Below are 15336 nucleotides of genomic sequence, written 5' to 3' on the forward strand. Positions count from 1 at the left end.
GCACAGGTGCGGATCGGCCGTCCCTATTCCCGGCGTTCCTCCACGCGGCGTTCCGTACACTTGACGCTCGTGGTTGCCGATCAGATCCATCTCGTGCGGCACGGCGAGGTCTTCAACCCCGACCGGGTCCTCTACGGGCGACTCCCGCACTTCCGGCTCTCGGACCTGGGCAACCGGATGGCGCGCTCCGCCGCCGACGACCTGCTCGAGCGCCGCCGCCCCGTCACGGCGCTGTTCGCCTCGCCGCTGCAGCGCACGCAGGAGTCGGCCCAGCCGATCTCGCAGGCCTTCGAGCTCGAGATCGTCACCGACGAGCGCCTGATCGAGCCGACCAACCGCTTCGAGGGCAAGCGCGTCGCCGCCCGCAACTCGGCGCTCAAGGACCCGCGCAGCTGGCCGCTGCTCCGCAACCCCTTCGAGCCCAGCTGGGGCGAGCCCTACCTCTCCATCTCGGCGCGGATGTACGCGGCGCTCGAGTCCGCCTGGCAGGGCACGGCCTCCGGCGACGCCGCGCTCGTCAGCCACCAGCTGCCGATCTGGACCACCCACCGCGCGATCGCGGGGGAGAAGCTCTTCCACGATCCGCGCAAGCGCCGCTGCGCGCTGTCGAGCATCACCACCTTCGAGCGCCGGGGCGATCGCTTCGTCGAGGTCGGCTACTCCGACCCGGCGGCCGGCCTCCAGGGTCTCGCGACCGACGTCGGAGCCGTCTGATGCGCCGGACCCGCGCGCTCGGCGTGCTCGTGCTCGTCGGCGCCCTCGCGCTGAGCGGCTGCACCCGCGACAAGCTCGCCGAGGACTACCGGCAAGGCACGAACAACGGCTTCATCTCGGGCGACGGCACGATCAAGGAGGTCCCCGTCGACCAGCGGGGCGAGGCGATCGTGTTCACCGGGACCGACGAGGACGGCGCGACCATCGACTCCGCGGATCTCGCCGGCCGCGTCGTGGTGGTCAACTTCTGGTACGCCAGCTGCGCTCCCTGCCGTGCCGAGGCGGCCGATCTCGAGACGGTCAACACCGAGTTCGCCGACCAGGACGTCTCGTTCGTCGGCGTGAACGTGCGCGACCAGGCGCCGACGGCTGCCGCGTTCTCCGCGAACTACGGACTCACCTACCCCTCGATCGTCGACACCGACTCCTCGGTGCAGCTCGCCTTCACCGGCGAGGTGCCGCCGAACGCGGTGCCCACCACGATCGTCCTCGACAAGGAGGGCCGGGTCGCCTCGCGCATCCTCGGCCAGCTGCAGGAGGCGTCGATCCTCTCGACGCTCGTGGGCGACACGCTCGCGGAGTCGGAGTAGCGCGGTGAGCGAGGTCGTCATCAGCGGCCAGCTCCTCCTCGCGGTGCCGATCGCGCTGCTGGCCGGGCTGGTCTCGTTCGCGTCGCCCTGCGTGCTCCCGCTCGTGCCGGGGTACCTCGCCTACGTCGGCGGCTTCACCGACGCCGGCGAGCGCGCCGCCCGGGGCCGCCGCCGGGTCGTGCTCGGCGTGCTGCTGTTCGTGCTCGGCTTCTCGCTGGTCTTCGTGCTCTTCGGCGTCGCCGCCGGCTCCATCGGCTTCTGGCTGCGCGCCTACGCCGACGTCATCACCCGCGTGCTCGGCGTCTTCGTCATCGCGATGGGGCTGGTCTTCATCGGCCAGCTCTCCTTCCTGCAGCGCACCGTCCGGCCCGGCTTCCGCCCGGCGACCGGGTTGATCGGGGCCCCGCTTCTCGGCATCGTCTTCGGTGTCGGCTGGACCCCCTGCCTCGGCCCGACGCTGACCTCGATCCTCGCCCTGAGCTACGGCGCCGGGTCGCCCTGGCGCGGTGCGCTGCTGACGGTCGTCTACTGCCTCGGCCTCGGCATTCCTTTCCTCCTGGTGGCGTTCGGCTTCAGCTGGGTGACCACCACCCTCGCGTTCGTGAAGCGTCACATCCGCGTCATCAACATCGCCGGCGGCGTCGCCCTCGTCCTGATCGGAGTCCTGATGGTCACGGGCCTGTGGAACACCCTCGTCTACGGAGCACTCTTCGAGGTGATCAATGGCTTCCAGCCCGCGCTCTGAGTCCGACTCGAGCACCGAGTCCGACTCGGGCACCGACGCCTCGGCCGGCGCCGACGCGACCCAGCAGAAGGCGGACGCGTCCTTCCGCCCCGCCGACCACTTCGACTCCGACGGCTCGATCACGCAGCCGACCCTCGGCTTCACCGGCTGGGTCCGCTGGATGTGGCGCCAGCTCACCAGCATGCGCACCGCGCTGTTCCTGCTGCTGCTGCTCGCGATCGCGGCGGTGCCGGGCTCGCTCGTGCCGCAGCGCTCCTCCGACCCCAACGGCGTCACCCAGTACTTCGTCGACAACCCGGACCTCGCGCCGCTGCTCGACAAGGTCCAGGCCTTCGACACCTACACCTCGGCGTGGTTCTCGAGCATCTACCTGCTGCTGTTCGTCTCGCTGATCGGCTGCATCATCCCGCGGACGAAGCACCACTTCGAGGCGATGCGCTCCCGCCCGCCGAAGACGCCGGCCCGCCTGCAGCGTCTCGCCGGCTACACCGTCCGCGAGGTCGAGGGAGCGAGCGAGGAGGAGGCGATCGCCTCCGCGCAGGCCGTCCTGCGCCGGGCGGGCTACCGCACCGAGCGCCACGACGACCCGCGCGGCCGCTGGTCGAGTGTCTCCGCCGAGCGCGGCTACCTCCGCGAGACCGGCAACCTCGTCTTCCACTCCGCCCTGGTCGGCATCCTCGTCGCCGTGGGCATCGGCGGCGGCTTCGGCTACAGCGGCCAGCGCGTGCTGGTCGAGGGCTCGCAGGGCTTCGCGAACAACCTGGCCGGCTACGACTCGTTCAACCCGGGGCGCTTCTTCGACAGCGGCCAGCTCGATCCGTACCAGCTGACCCTCGACTCGCTCGACGTGCAGTACGAGGAGCGGAACCAGCAGGCCCTCGGGCAGCCGGTCGACTTCACCGCGCACGTGACGACCACCCAGCGCGGCGGCGACTCCTCCGACGAGACGATCAAGGTCAACGACCCGCTCGCGATCGGCGGCACCAACGTCTACCTGCTCGGCAACGGCTACGCGCCGACGATCACGGTGCGCGACCCCTCCGGCACGGCGATCTTCACCGACTCCGTGCCGTTCCTGCCGCAGGACGCGAACCTCACTTCGGTGGGCGTCGTCAAGGTGACCGACGGCCTCGCCGAGCAGGTGGGGCTCACCGGCTTCTTCTACCCGACGCAGGACGAGCTGCCCTCGGGAGCATCGACCTCGATCTTCCCGGACCTGCAGTACCCGGTGCTCTCGCTCAACGTGTTCGAGGGCGACCTCGGCCTCGACGGCGGCGTCCCGACCTCGGTCTACGTGCTGAACACCGACTCGCTCACCCGCCTCACCGGCGGGAAGACCGGCGTGCCGTCGATCACGCTCAAGCCGGGCGACTCCGCCGACCTGCCGAACGGCCTCGGCACGGTGACCTTCGACAACGTCGGAGCGGACACCTCCGTCGTCGGGACTGACAGCGTCAAGCGCTTCGCCTCGTTCGACATCCACCACGACGCGACCCAGGGCTGGGTGCTGCTCTTCGCGATCCTCGTGCTCGCGGGACTGCTCACCTCGCTGTTCGTGCCGCGGCGCCGGGTGTGGGTGAAGGCGACGAGCGGGGCGGACGGCGGACTGACAATCGAGTACGCCGGGCTCGCCCGCGGCGAGGACCCGCAGCTGACGCGCGCGGTCCGGACGATCGCCGACCGGCACGCTCCGCTCGACCAACCCTGACGACGGCCGGCCCGACGTCGATCTGCTCCGACGTCGGCCGGCCCTGACGCGGCCGGGACCGGACTCCTCGGTGGCCGCGGTCAAGTGATCCAACCTGTGCATGTGTGCAGGGGCGCCTCACGGCGCCGTCGCTTACCCTGGAGGGGTGATCGAGACCCTCTCGCAGTACTCCGTGCTGTGCCTCTACTCCGCCATGGGCATCTACGCCCTGGCCTTCATCTTCTTCGCCATCGACCTGGCCCGGCGCTCGTCGGTCGCCGACGGCGACTCGATCGAGGTCGTCCGCGAGGCCGAGCGGGTCGCCTCCAGCGCCGCCGCCGACCGCGCGGCGAGCGGCAAGGCCACCGTCGCGTCCGGAGCGGCCTCCGTCGGCGGCAACGGGCGCACCGCGACGCTCTCCCGCCTCGGCAGCCGCGTCGAAGACGAGGTGTACAACGCGCCGTCCCGCTCGAAGGCGATGCGGATCGGCTTCTCGCTCACGCTCCTCGCCTTCGTCCTGCACCTCGGCGCGACCGTCCTCCGCGGCATCGCCGCCGGCCGGGTGCCGTGGGCCAACATGTACGAGTTCTCGATCACCGGGACCGTCCTCATCATCGGCGTCTTCCTCGCCGTCCAGCTGCGCTGGGACCTCCGCTTCCTCGGGGCGTTCATCACCGGTCTCGTGCTCGTGCTGCTCGGCGTCGCGACCGTCAACTACTACGTCGCCGTCGTCCCGCTGCCGCCGGCACTCCAGTCCTACTGGCTCGTCATCCACGTGCTCGTCGCGATCCTCGGCACCGCCTTCTTCGCGCTCGGCTTCGCGCTCTCCGTCACGCAGCTGCTCCAGTCGCGGAGGGAGACCAGCGGCGAGAGCGCGCCCTCCGTCCTCCGCTTCCTGCGCACCCTGCCCAGCTCGCTGACGCTCGAGAACCTCGCCTACCGCGTCACGATCATCGGCTTCATCCTCTGGACCTTCACCCTCATCGCCGGCGCCGTCTGGGCCGAGAAGGCGTGGGGCCGCTACTGGGGCTGGGACACCAAGGAGGTCTGGACCTTCATCATCTGGACCATCTACGCCGGCTACATCCACGCCCGCGCCACCCGCGGCTGGCGCGGCACCCCCTCCGCCTGGCTCGCGATCATCGGCTTCTCCGCCGTCATGTTCAACTTCGGCGTCGTCAACGTCTTCTTCAAGGGGCTCCACGCCTACTCCGGCCTCGACACCGGCATGTGATCTGCGGGCGCTGGTGGGCGCGCTCGCGGCGTTGTCGTCGGGGTCCGTAGCTCCCGCTACGCACCCCTCCTCCGCCTTGCGATCACACCCACCAGCACCCGCAGATCAGTACTGACGGGGGTGGGGCCGTCGCTGCGCGACGAGCCTCAGGAGCACGGCCGTCGCTGCGCGACGAGCCTCCGCGGCAGGGCCGTCGCTGCGCGACGAGCCTTTGCGGCGGGGCCGTCGCTGCGCGACGAGCACTCGGGAGCAGGGCCGTCGCTGCGCGACGAGTTTGAGCACGGCCGTCGCTGCGCGACGAGCTGCTCCTGGGGACGGCAGCGCCGCACGCAGGACGGTCGGCGCACTCATGCTGGTCGAGTAGCCCCGCAGGGGCGTATCGAGACCCGACATCGTCAGCTGGGTCGGTCTGCAGACTCGCGTCCTGGCGCTGGTGGATCTCGATACGCGCGCTGTGCGCGCTACTCGATCAGCAGGAAGGTCCGCGGTCCGTGGGATGGTCCGCCTTTTTTGCTGGTCGAGTAGCCCCGCAGAGGCGTAGCGAGACCCACCGTCGTCCGCACGGCAGGCCTGCAGACTCGACCTCGGGTGCTGGTGGATCTCGAGACGCCCGCTGAGTGCGCTACTCGATCGCCATGGAGCGCAGGGCCGGTCAGGCGCCCGTGATCACGTCGATCAGGTGGGGGGCGAACGGCTCCGCGAGGGAGAGGACGAAGCGGGTGCGGGCGCCCTCGGGGTGGACGTCGCGGTAGAGGCCGCGGAGGTCGGGGAGGGTCTGGCCGCGGCCTGGACCGAAGGAGGTGTCGACCTCGACGGGGACGCGCGGGGCCGAGGTGAGCTCCAGGGCGCCGACGGCGATGGCCGCGGCCATCGGGTCGTGCAGCGCGGCGGTCCGGTCGCCGAAGTGGCCGACGTAGAAGTCGAAGTAGAAGTCCAGCGCGTGCCCGATCGCGGACGCCAGCGGATCGGCGGAGCGGATCAGGACGTCGCGCTGCTCCTCGTCGAGCAGGTGCCTCATCGTCACGTCCAGCGGGACGAGCGTGAGGTCCCAGTCCGCGGCGACGACCTCGGCGGCCGCCGCCGGGTCGTGCCAGATGTTCGCCTCGGCGACGGCGGTCACGTTGCCCGGTGCGAGCCCGGCGCCGCCCATCACGGTGACCGAGTGCAGCAGCGACGGCAGCTCCGGGTGCTTGCGCAGCGCCAGCGCCAGGTTCGTCAGCGGGCCGATCGCGACCAGCCGCAGCTCGCCGTCGTGCTCTCGGGCGAGGCGGAGCAGCAGGTCCGCGGGGTCCTCGTCGACCGGCTCCGCGCCGACAGGCAGCAGCACGCCGCCGATGCCGTTCTCACCGTGCACGTGCGGGGACCCGCCGGAGTAGGGCTCCTCGAGGAAGTCGTGCGCGCCGATCGCGACCGGGACGTCGGTCCGGCCGGCGAGGGCGAGCAGGCCGAGGCTGTTCACGGCGGCCTGGCGGGCGTCGGTGTTGCCGCTGACGGTGCTGATGCCGACCAGCTCGGCGAGCGGCGAGCGCAGCAGGTAGGCCAGGGCGAGCGAGTCGTCGATGCCGGTGTCGCAGTCGAGGAAGACGGGGACGGTGGGTGCGGTCACGGGACTCCGATGCTCGAAGGGGGAGGGGTGCGGCGGGCATCGGTGGCCGGAGCAGATCCATTCTGGCCCTCCGGCGGCGCCGCCCCGACCGCGGGTAGCCTGAACCGGTGCCCGCCGTCCGGCCGGTGCCCGAGACGAGGAGGGGCCCGTGCCGCGTCCGTCCCTCGTCGCGACCGTCGCCGACGCGCTGCTCGACGAGATCGTGGCCGGCCGCATCCCGATCGGCTCCGAGCTGCCGAGCGAGGGCGAGCTGGCCCTCGCGCACGACGTGAGCCGGGCGACCATGCGCGAGGCGCTCGGCCGCCTGCAGGGCCTCAACGTCATCGACGCGCGCCGGGGCAAGCGCGGCACGGTGAACCCGGTCGCGCGCTGGAGCGACCTCGAGCCGATCCTGCGGGCGACCGCCTCGGGCGTGGACTCCGCCGCGGCGTCGCTGCACCTGATCGAGGTGCGCGAGATGATCGAGACCGGCGCCTCGGCGCTCGCCGCGGTCCGCCGCTCCGACGCCGACCTCGCCCGGCTGGAGGAGGAGCTCGCGCGGATGACCGCCGCGCACGAGAGCGGCGACCTCGCGGGCTTCGTCGCCGCCGACATCGCCTTCCACGACGTGATCCTCGCCGCGACGGGCAACGTCTTCGTCGCCGCCGTGTTCGCGCCGCTCGCCAAGGTGATGCGGGCGAAGCGCGAGCAGACCTCCGCGCTGGTGCAGATCCAGCGGAACGCCCTGGTCAAGCACCGCGCGGTGCTCGAGGCGATCCGCGCCGCTGACGCGGACGCCTCCCGCGCGGCGATGGCCGACCACATCGCCCAGACGGCGGAGGACCTGCGGCGCTACGTGCTCTCCGGCGACGACTCCTCCGGTCCCGACATCGACTCCGCGCGGGCGGCCCGCGCGTAGCCGAGTGCGGCGACGACGAGCGGCCGCCAGCGCTCCAGCGCCGCGGTGTCGGGAGACTCGCGCGGCACGCTCACCCACTCGCGGAGGGTCCGATTGCCCATCACGACCGGGTCGGCATCGCCGCGCTCGACCAGCTCGAACGTGTCCGGCCGCGTCAGCTTCACGATCAGCCGGTCGTCCGCGCCGAGGAAGCAGACGATCCGCCCGCGGTGCCGGATCGCGGGGGAGCCGAACATCGTCGCGAGGTCGACGTCGTCGAGCGCGGCGTGCTCGATGAGGTCCTCGAGCAGCTGCCGCCGGGCGGGGAGGGGGCTCGTCATGCCCGGAGGCTACTCGCGCAGGCACGCCCACTGCACGGCGATCATGCTGGTCGAGTAGCCCCGGAGGGGCGTGTCGAGACCCGCCCTCCGCCAGCGGGGAAGTCTGCAGACCGGCGTGCTGGCGGAGATGGATCTCGATACGCCCGCTGCGCGGGCTACTCGATCAGCAAGGAGGGCGGCGCTGGGCGGGCAGCTCGATCCGCGGAGACGTTGCCGCTCGAAGCGCGCGACTGCGCCCGATCATGCTGGTCGAGTAGCCCCGGAGGGGCGTGTCGAGACCCGCCCACCGCCAGCAGCGTGGTCTGCAGACCGGCGTGCTGGCGGTGGTGGATCTCGATACGCCCGCTGCGCGGGCTACTCGATCAACAAGGGTGGGCGCGCTGCAGAGGCCGCTCAACCTGCTGCCGTGCGCTCTTCCTTCGAGGCGCGGAGTACTTGTAAGATATCTGATAGCCCAGGACGAAGGAGTACCGGTGATCTCGGAGACGACGCTGCTGCAGCAGTACCCCGCGCAGGTGCCGGTCGAGGCCGCCGCCGTCGCCGCCACGCGGACGGCGCGCACGCCGGTGCTGGTCGTGCTGGACGACGACCCGACCGGCACGCAGTCCGTCGCCGATCTGCCGGTGCTGACCAGCTGGGCGGAGGAGGACCTCCGCTGGGCGCTCGCCACCCGCGCACCGGCCGTCTACGTCCTCAGCAACACCCGGAGCCTCGCGCCCGAGGACGCCGCCGAGCGCAACCGGGAGATCGTCGCGAGCGCGCTCGCCGCCGCCCGCGCCGTCGAGGTCCCGGTCGCCTTCGTCAGCCGCGGCGACTCGACGCTGCGCGGCCACTTCCCGCTCGAGACCGACACCATCACCGCCGCCCTCGACGGCGCGGTCGACGCCGTCCTCCTGGTCCCCGCCTTCCCGGATGCCGGCCGGGTGACGATCGGCGGCGTCCACTACATGCGCGGCACGGACGGGCTCCAGCCGGTCGCCGAGACGGAGTTCGCCCGCGACTCGACCTTCGGCTACGCGCACTCCGACCTGCGCGAGTGGGTGGCGGAGAAGACCGAGGGCCGCTGGCCGGCCGACCGGGTCGTCGCGCTCGGCCTCGACACGATCCGCGCGGGCGCCGACGCGATCGCGGCCGTGCTGGCTCCGCTCCGCGGCGGCGTGCCGGTGGTCGTCGACGCCGTCACCGAGGACGACCTGCGGCTGCTGGCCCTCGGGCTCGCGCAGGTGGAGGAGGCGGGCCTCCGCGTGCTTTACCGGGTCGGCCCGCCGTTCGTCCGGGCGCGCATCGGCCAGGCGGTGCGCCCACCGCTCACCGCGAACGAGGTCTTCCGGAGCGGATCCGACGCGGCCGATCGGTCCCGCGGCGGCCTCGTCGTCGTCGGCTCGCACGTCGGACTCACCTCGCGTCAGCTCGAGCGGCTCGCGGCGACCGGCTCGCTCCGCGCGACCCTCGAGCTCGACGTCGACCGCGCCGTCGACCCCGACCGGGCGCCCGCGCATCTCGCCGAGCTCGTCGAGCAGGCGGTCGCCGCCCTCGCGGACGGCGACATCGCCGTGCACACCAGCCGCTCGCTCCGCCGCACCGACGACCCGCAGGAGAGCCTCGACCTCTCCCGGCGCGTCTCGGCCGCGGTCGTCGCCGTGGTGCAGGGCGTCCTCGCCCGCGTCCGCCCGCGCTTCGTCATCGCGAAGGGCGGCATCACCTCGAGCGACGTCGCCTCGAAGGGCCTCGGCATCCGGCGCGCGATCGTGCGCGGACCGATGCTGCCCGGCCTGGTCTCGCTCTGGGAGCCGGTCGAGGGGCGGGCCGCAGGCATCCCCTACATCGTCTTCGCCGGCAACGTCGGCGACGACGAGTCGCTGGCGCAGGTCGCCGCGACGCTCCGCGCTCCCGCGCTCTGACCGCGCACCCGCATCCGCCCCGATCCCCTGGAGGACCCCGTGACCACGCCCGACACCACCCCCGCCTCCGCCTCGGACTACACCGTCGCCGTCCTCGGCCTCGGCGCCATGGGTCTGCCGATGGCCAGCCGCCTGGCCGGCTCGCTGACCGTGCACGGCTTCGACATCGCCGAGCCGCGCCTCGCGCTGGCCCGCGAGGCCGGCATCACGCCGTTCGACTCGGCCCGCGAGGCGGTGGTCGGCGCCGACGCGACGCTGCTCGCCGTCCGCAACGGCGCCCAGCTGCGCGAGGTGCTCTTCGGCGGCGCCGATTCCGAGGGGATCGCGACCGCGCTGCGCGCCGGCTCCGTCGTGATCATGACCAGCACGGTCGGCATCACCGAGGTGACCGACGTTGCGGCGGCGCTCGCCGAGCACGGGGTCGACCTGGTCGATGCCCCGCTCAGCGGCGGACCGGTGCGCGCGGGGGAGGGCGACCTCCTGATCGTCGTCGGCGCGACCCCCGCCGCCCGCGAGCAGGCCCGTCCCGTGCTGGATCTGCTCGCCTCGACCCTCAGCGTCATCGGCGACCGCCCGGGCGACGGCCAGGCCTTCAAGACCGTTAACCAGCTGCTCTGCGGCGTGCACATCGCCGCCGGGGCGGAGGCGCTCGCGCTGGCCGCGAAGCTCGGCCTCGACCCGGCGGCCACGCTCGAGACGCTCTCCGCCGGAGCGGCCGGCTCGTTCATGCTCGGCAACCGCGGGCCGCGGATGCTGCAGGCCGGCGAGGACGGCGGGGCCGAGGTGCTGAGCCGGCTCGACATCTTCGTCAAGGACCTCGGCATCGTCACCATGGCGGCGCGCGGCGCGGGGCTCGCCACGCCGGTCGCCGCGGCGGCCGAGCAGCTCTTCCTGCTCGGTGCGGCCCAGGGACTCGCGTCGGCGGACGACTCGGCGATCATCTCGGTGCTCGCGCCGCCCGCCTGAACGGAGGCGGGCCCTGAGAGCCTCAGCGGCTCAGAGCAGCGCCCACGTCTCGCGGAGGCGGTCGCGCCACCAGGCCAGCCGCTCCGGCGAGACCGCGTTGCGCAGCAGCAGCGCCTCCGACACCTCGACCCGCTCGACGGGGATCGCCCCGTCGACGGGCCGCAGCGGCCGCTCGGTCACGTCGGCGGCGAGCAGCGAGGCCGTGCCGAGCCCGCAGTCGTAGGGCAGCTCGGGCAGCGCCGCGGCGAGCGCCGCTCCCATCGCCAGCCCGACCGAGCTGTCGAGGGCGCTGGAGACCACCGCGGGCAGTCCCGCCTCGGCGACGATGTCGAGAGCCCGCCGCACCCCGCCGAGCGGCTGAGCCTTGACCACGAGCAGGTCGGCGGCACCGGCGCGCGCGACGGCGAGCGGATCCGCGGCCTTGCGCACGCTCTCGTCGGCGGCGACCGGGATGCCCATCCACTTCACCCGGCGGCGCAGATCGGCGAGCTCGTCGACGCTCGCGCACGGCTGCTCGACGTACTCGAGGTCGGCGGACGCGAGCGCGTGCACCGCGTGCTCCGCCTCGTCGACGTTCCAGCCGCCGTTCGCGTCCACGCGGATGCGGCCCTCGGGCCCGAGCACCCGGCGCACCTCTGCGACCCGTGCGACGTCGTCGGCCAGGGTCTGCCCGCGCTCCGCGACCTTCACCTTGGCGGTGCGGCAGCCGTGGTAGCCGGCGAGGACGGCGGCGACGTCGCCGGCGTCCACTGCCGGTACGGTCGCATTCACCGGGATGCGGTCGCGCAGCGGCGCGGGCTGCTCGCTCCAGCCGTAGTCGAGGGCGGCGCGCAGCCAGGCGGCCGACTCCGCGGGACCGTACTCGAGGAACGGCGAGAACTCGGTCCAGCCCTCCGGCCCGCGGACCAGGGCGATCTCGCGGTGGTCCACCCCGCGGAAGCGCGTGCGCAGCGGCAGCGCGACGACGCGCAGTCCGGCGTCGACCTCCTCGAGGGCGGGCAGAGCGGCGGGGAGGGGAGCGGGCACGACATCGTCCATCCCGCCATCATCCTCCGCCGGGGGAGCGGGCCGGGACGGGCGGCGCTCATCCCGCGTCGTCGAAGACCGCGGGCAGTCCGCCCTCGCCGCCCGCGCTGCTGAGCACGCGGCCGGTCGCGGCGTCGATCGTCAGCACGAGGTGGTCGAGCGTCAGCTCGATCACGCCGAAGGGCGCCGGGATCTCGCCGGTGTAGCCGACGAGCCAGAGCTCGTCGTCGGGGGAGAGTCCGGGAGGTGCGGCGACCTGCTGGCCCGAGGCCCGCAGCGAGCCGCTCTCGCCGTAGACGGAGTCGGCGCTGACGCGGACGGCGCGCTCGCTGCCCGCGTCGACGCCGGGACCCTCGAGCGGGCGCACCACGGCGATGGCGGCCTCTGCGGAGTCGATCGGCGTGCCCGCCGGCGCGGGCGGTGCGTCGGCGGCCGGCGTGCTCCAGATCTCGACGCCGTCGGAGATCGGCGCCTCCGCGGATGCCTCGGCATTCGGACCGGACCCGGCCGCGGCGCCCGCCTGCGGAGTCGTCTCCGCGACGGCGACCGTCTGCACCGTGGCCTCCGCCTCCCGAGCGCCGCCCGCTCCCGCGACCGACGCGAGCGCCGTCATCGCTCCCACGGCGATCACGCCGACCACCACTCCGAAGCCCGCTTCGATCCGGTTCACGACGCCTCCCACCGCGGTCGGTCGTCTCCGGCGCGCGGGGCCAGAGTGGCACACCGAGCGCCGCCTGCCCAGGGGGTCTCGGAGCGCGGGCGGGCCGCCGCGCCCGTGCGAGACTGGCGTCGACGACGCTCGACCCCGGAGGGACGCGATGAGCCAGGTACCCGTGAGCCCGCCCCCGATGCCCCCCGCCACCCCGCCCGGCCTCCCCGGAGCGCCCCGGCCGCTCGGCACCGGCGGCTGGATCGCCCTGGGCGCGAGCATCGTCGTCGGCGTCGTCTACACCGGCGTGCTCGGCACGCTGCTCGCTCTCGGCATCGGCACCGCGATCGACGCGACCGCCGACGCCCTGCCGACCGCGGCGCCCGGCTTCACCGACGAGCCGTTCGGCGAGGCGACCGAGGGACCGGACGCCGGCGACCCGACGGACCCGCTCTACGACTACCCGGGCTACCAGGACGGCGACGCCGCGATCGTGCTCGCGCAGCCCTCGGCCGAGGCCGCGATCGCGCAGTCCGAGGCGGCCGTCGCGGCGATCGAGTCGACCGTCCTCGACGGCTGGACCTCGGCCGACGACGAGTACTACGAGCGCTCGGAGAACGGCTACGGCGGCCCGTCCCTCCTCTACGACTACATCTCGGCCACGAGCTACGCCGACGCCGACCTCGGCTCCGCCGACGCCAAGCAGGCGGTCGTCGACGTGTTCACGGCCGCGGTCGCGCCGCTGGGCTTCGACGCCGTCGACGTCGCCGACACCCCGGCGGAGTGGTCGGAGGTCGGCTACGAGTACGAGGGCGACCTGAGCGACGAGGAGGCGGGCGCCGCGCTCTGGGTCGTCACCGCCTACTCCACGGTGGAGGACGTGCCCGCGATCGAGATCGGCCTCGTCGATCTCGGCGCCGACAGCACCGGAGAGGTCGAGCGGATGCTCGACGACGTCGGGCTGACGCCGCCGGACAGCGGTGCGTTCCTCGCCGGCTACGCCAACGCGATCCTCGAGGAGGGCGACCGCGCCGAGTTCACCGAGCGGATGCAGGCCTACGGCGGAGTCGCGGCGACCTGATCCGCGTCGGTACCGGGATCGCAGTGGCCCCGCAAGCCCGAGCCGATCGTCCGCGTGCCGCCTAGCGTGAGGGCATGGCCCAACCCCGAGCGACCAGACCCCTGCGCGACTACGCGGCGATCGGCGACGGTCGCACCGTCGCGCTGATCGCGAGCGACGGGAGCGTCGACTGGCTGCCCGTCCCCGACCTCGGCTCGACCCCCGCGTTCGCCGCGCTGATCGACGCGAGGACCGGCGGCTGCATCGAGCTGTCCCCGGAGGAGCCCGCGGAGACGACCCGCCGCTACCTGGGCGACACGAACGTGCTCGAGACCACCTTCACCACCGAGTCCGGCACCGTGACGGTGACCGACGCGCTGGTGACGGGCATCGCCGGGCGCCTGCCGTGGGCCGAGCTGGCGCGCCGGGTCGAGTGCACCGACGGCGAGGTCCGGATGCGCTGGGTCGTCCGCCCCGGCACCGGTCTCGGCACCTTCTCCCCGTGGATCCAGAACGCGGACGGCCGCTCGCTGATCCGGGCCGGTGACATCACGATCGGCGTCACCGGGAAGGACCACGGACCGGTCGACGAGTCGGCGCCCTCCGGTGCCGGCGACGAGCTGGCGGGCGGCTTCGTCGCGACCGCGGGCGGCGAGCGGCACGTCCTGGTCGTCTCGGCGACGCACGACGAGCCCCTGCACTTCCCGGTCGCGGTGAACGTCGACCGCGGGATCGACCGCACTCTCGCCAGCTGGCAGTCCTGGTCCGACGAGTTCTCCTACGACGGGCCCTGGGCCGGAGCGGTGCAGCGCAGCGCGCTCGCGCTGAAGCTGCTGATCTACTCGCCCACCGGCGCGATCGCGGCCGCCGCCACCACCTCGCTCCCGGAGTCGCCCAACGGCGGCAAGAACTGGGACTACCGCTTCGCGTGGGTGCGCGACGCCGCGTACACGGCGCACGCGCTGGTGCGCTTCGGCCTGCGCGAGGAGACGCATGCGGCGCTCTCCTGGCTCCTGCGCACGATCAAGGAGCACGGCCCGGATCTGCACATCTTCTACGGCCTCGACGGCTCGCTGCCGACCGAGCAGACCGTCTACGACGTCCCCGGCTACGCGGGCATCGGCCCGGTCCTCGCCGGCAACGGCGCGCAGAGCCAGCTCCAGCTCGGCGTCTTCGGCGACCTCTTCGACATCTGCCGCATCTACGTCGACGAGGGCAACGTCCTCGACATCGAGACCGGCCGGCTGCTCGCGCGGATCGCGGACACCACCTGCGACCTCTGGCGCAACCGCGACGCCGGGATGTGGGAGCTCGAGGAGGAGCAGCACTACACCTCCTCGAAGATGGGCTGCTGGCAGGCGCTCGACGCCGCCGTGCACCTCGCCGAGCTCGGGCAGGTGGCGGGCAGCCCGGACCGCTGGCGCTTCGAGCGCGACCGCATCCGCGACTGGATCGAGGAGAACTGCTGGTCCGAGGAGCTCGGCTCGTACGTGATGTACCCGGGCACCGAGGAGCTGGACGCCTCCGTCCTGCTGCACGCGCCGAGCGGCTACGAGCGCGGTGAGCGGATGGTCTCGACCATCGACGCGCTGGTGAAGGAGCTGGGCCGCGGCGCCCTGCTGTTCCGCTACTCCGGCATGGAGGCCGAGGAGCACCCGTTCGTCGCCTGCTCGTTCTGGCTCGCCGGTGCGCTCGCCTGCGTCGGCCGGCACGACGAGGCGATCGCGCTGATGGACGAGCTGGTCGAGACGGTGCCGAACGACGTCGGCATCATGTCCGAGATGGTGGCCGTCGACGACCTCGCGTTCTGGGGCAACCTGCCGCAGGGGCTCAGTCATCTCGCGCTGATCAACGCCGCGATCACGATCGAGGAGCTGGCGCCGGAGAAGGTCGGCGAGCGCTGACGGCGGCGTCCGGGCCCCCGACGATCGGCGCGGCGC

At 73.1% G+C, this 15336-nt stretch carries 14 protein-coding genes; 10 read left to right on the forward strand and 4 right to left on the reverse strand.

All coding sequences use genetic code 11. The features are described from left to right. Nucleotides 1-69 precede the first annotated feature (69 nt). The 5 genes from EDF43_RS14950 to ccsB all read left to right on the forward strand — a co-directional run bounded on the left by EDF43_RS14950 (nt 70) and on the right by ccsB (nt 4970). Nucleotides 70-714: a histidine phosphatase family protein gene (locus tag EDF43_RS14950; protein ID WP_123736779.1), complete on the forward strand. Its 645-nt coding sequence runs from the start codon at nt 70-72 to the stop codon at nt 712-714. Continuing rightward, nucleotides 714-1304: a TlpA disulfide reductase family protein gene (locus tag EDF43_RS14955; RefSeq protein WP_132437524.1), complete on the forward strand. Its 591-nt coding sequence runs from the start codon at nt 714-716 to the stop codon at nt 1302-1304. The genes EDF43_RS14950 and EDF43_RS14955 overlap by 1 nt, the downstream gene beginning before the upstream one ends. Before the next feature lie 4 nt (nt 1305-1308). Further along, nucleotides 1309-2049, forward strand: a complete 741-nt coding sequence (locus tag EDF43_RS14960) for a cytochrome c biogenesis protein CcdA (protein WP_132437525.1) — start codon at nt 1309-1311, stop codon at nt 2047-2049. Continuing rightward, entirely contained in the window at nt 2027-3757 is a 1731-nt protein-coding gene (locus EDF43_RS14965; RefSeq protein ID WP_132437526.1) for a cytochrome c biogenesis protein ResB, read from the forward strand. The genes EDF43_RS14960 and EDF43_RS14965 overlap by 23 nt, the downstream gene beginning before the upstream one ends. Before the next feature lie 193 nt (nt 3758-3950). Then, nucleotides 3951-4970, forward strand: a complete 1020-nt coding sequence (ccsB, locus tag EDF43_RS14970) for a c-type cytochrome biogenesis protein CcsB (RefSeq protein WP_132437635.1) — start codon at nt 3951-3953, stop codon at nt 4968-4970. A 652-nt stretch (nt 4971-5622) separates the two neighbouring features. Here the strand turns inward: ccsB and EDF43_RS14975 are convergent. Beyond that, nucleotides 5623-6576 carry a nucleoside hydrolase gene (locus tag EDF43_RS14975; protein ID WP_132437527.1) on the reverse strand — a complete coding sequence of 318 codons (954 nt, stop codon included), beginning with the start codon at nt 6574-6576 and terminating at the stop codon, nt 5623-5625. A gap of 148 nt (nt 6577-6724) precedes the next feature. Between EDF43_RS14975 and EDF43_RS14980 the strand changes: the two genes are divergently transcribed. Beyond that, nucleotides 6725-7474, forward strand: coding sequence for an FCD domain-containing protein (locus tag EDF43_RS14980; RefSeq protein ID WP_132437528.1), 750 nt, complete (start codon nt 6725-6727; stop codon nt 7472-7474). Here the strand turns inward: EDF43_RS14980 and EDF43_RS14985 are convergent. Continuing rightward, a complete protein-coding gene (locus EDF43_RS14985) occupies nt 7408-7794 on the reverse strand; it encodes a hypothetical protein (RefSeq protein WP_132437529.1) in 387 nt (128 codons plus the stop codon). The genes EDF43_RS14980 and EDF43_RS14985 overlap by 67 nt on opposite strands. A gap of 473 nt (nt 7795-8267) precedes the next feature. On the opposite strand from EDF43_RS14985, the gene EDF43_RS14990 reads away from it, so the two are divergent. Then, nucleotides 8268-9695, forward strand: a complete 1428-nt coding sequence (locus EDF43_RS14990) for a four-carbon acid sugar kinase family protein (RefSeq protein ID WP_132437530.1) — start codon at nt 8268-8270, stop codon at nt 9693-9695. Nucleotides 9696-9734: 39 nt separating this feature from the next. After that, the gene (locus tag EDF43_RS14995; RefSeq protein ID WP_279389007.1) at nt 9735-10661 is read left to right on the forward strand and encodes an NAD(P)-dependent oxidoreductase; all 927 of its coding nucleotides are present in this window, start codon (nt 9735-9737) and stop codon (nt 10659-10661) included. 30 nt (nt 10662-10691) lie between these two features. On the opposite strand, the gene EDF43_RS15000 is transcribed toward EDF43_RS14995, so the two are convergent. After that, the gene (locus EDF43_RS15000; RefSeq protein ID WP_132437531.1) at nt 10692-11699 is read right to left on the reverse strand and encodes an o-succinylbenzoate synthase; all 1008 of its coding nucleotides are present in this window, start codon (nt 11697-11699) and stop codon (nt 10692-10694) included. A gap of 46 nt (nt 11700-11745) precedes the next feature. Continuing rightward, a complete protein-coding gene (locus EDF43_RS15005) occupies nt 11746-12357 on the reverse strand; it encodes a hypothetical protein (RefSeq protein WP_132437532.1) in 612 nt (203 codons plus the stop codon). Between the two features lie 178 nt (nt 12358-12535). Between EDF43_RS15005 and EDF43_RS15010 the strand changes: the two genes are divergently transcribed. After that, nucleotides 12536-13417, forward strand: coding sequence for a hypothetical protein (locus EDF43_RS15010; RefSeq protein WP_132437533.1), 882 nt, complete (start codon nt 12536-12538; stop codon nt 13415-13417). A gap of 74 nt (nt 13418-13491) precedes the next feature. Beyond that, nucleotides 13492-15300 (forward strand): glycoside hydrolase family 15 protein, encoded by a 1809-nt coding sequence (locus EDF43_RS15015; protein ID WP_132437534.1) that lies wholly within the window; start codon nt 13492-13494, stop codon nt 15298-15300. Nucleotides 15301-15336 lie beyond the last annotated feature (36 nt).

Source organism: Rathayibacter sp. PhB179 (assembly GCF_004345345.1).
Taxonomy (GTDB): domain Bacteria; phylum Actinomycetota; class Actinomycetes; order Actinomycetales; family Microbacteriaceae; genus Rathayibacter; species Rathayibacter festucae.

What these genes read in the sequence shown, in the direction of transcription:
- EDF43_RS14955 (WP_132437524.1), top strand. Translation starts at nt 714, where the DNA reads ATGCGCCGGACCCGCGCGCTCGGCGTGCTCGTGCTCGTCGGCGCCCTC.
- EDF43_RS14965 (WP_132437526.1), top strand. Translation starts at nt 2,027, where the DNA reads ATGGCTTCCAGCCCGCGCTCTGAGTCCGACTCGAGCACCGAGTCCGAC.
- ccsB (WP_132437635.1), top strand. Translation starts at nt 3,951, where the DNA reads ATGGGCATCTACGCCCTGGCCTTCATCTTCTTCGCCATCGACCTGGCC.
- EDF43_RS14985 (WP_132437529.1), bottom strand. Translation starts at nt 7,794, where the DNA reads ATGACGAGCCCCCTCCCCGCCCGGCGGCAGCTGCTCGAGGACCTCATC.
- EDF43_RS15000 (WP_132437531.1), bottom strand. Translation starts at nt 11,699, where the DNA reads ATGGACGATGTCGTGCCCGCTCCCCTCCCCGCCGCTCTGCCCGCCCTC.
- EDF43_RS15010 (WP_132437533.1), top strand. Translation starts at nt 12,536, where the DNA reads ATGCCCCCCGCCACCCCGCCCGGCCTCCCCGGAGCGCCCCGGCCGCTC.
- EDF43_RS15015 (WP_132437534.1), top strand. Translation starts at nt 13,492, where the DNA reads ATGGCCCAACCCCGAGCGACCAGACCCCTGCGCGACTACGCGGCGATC.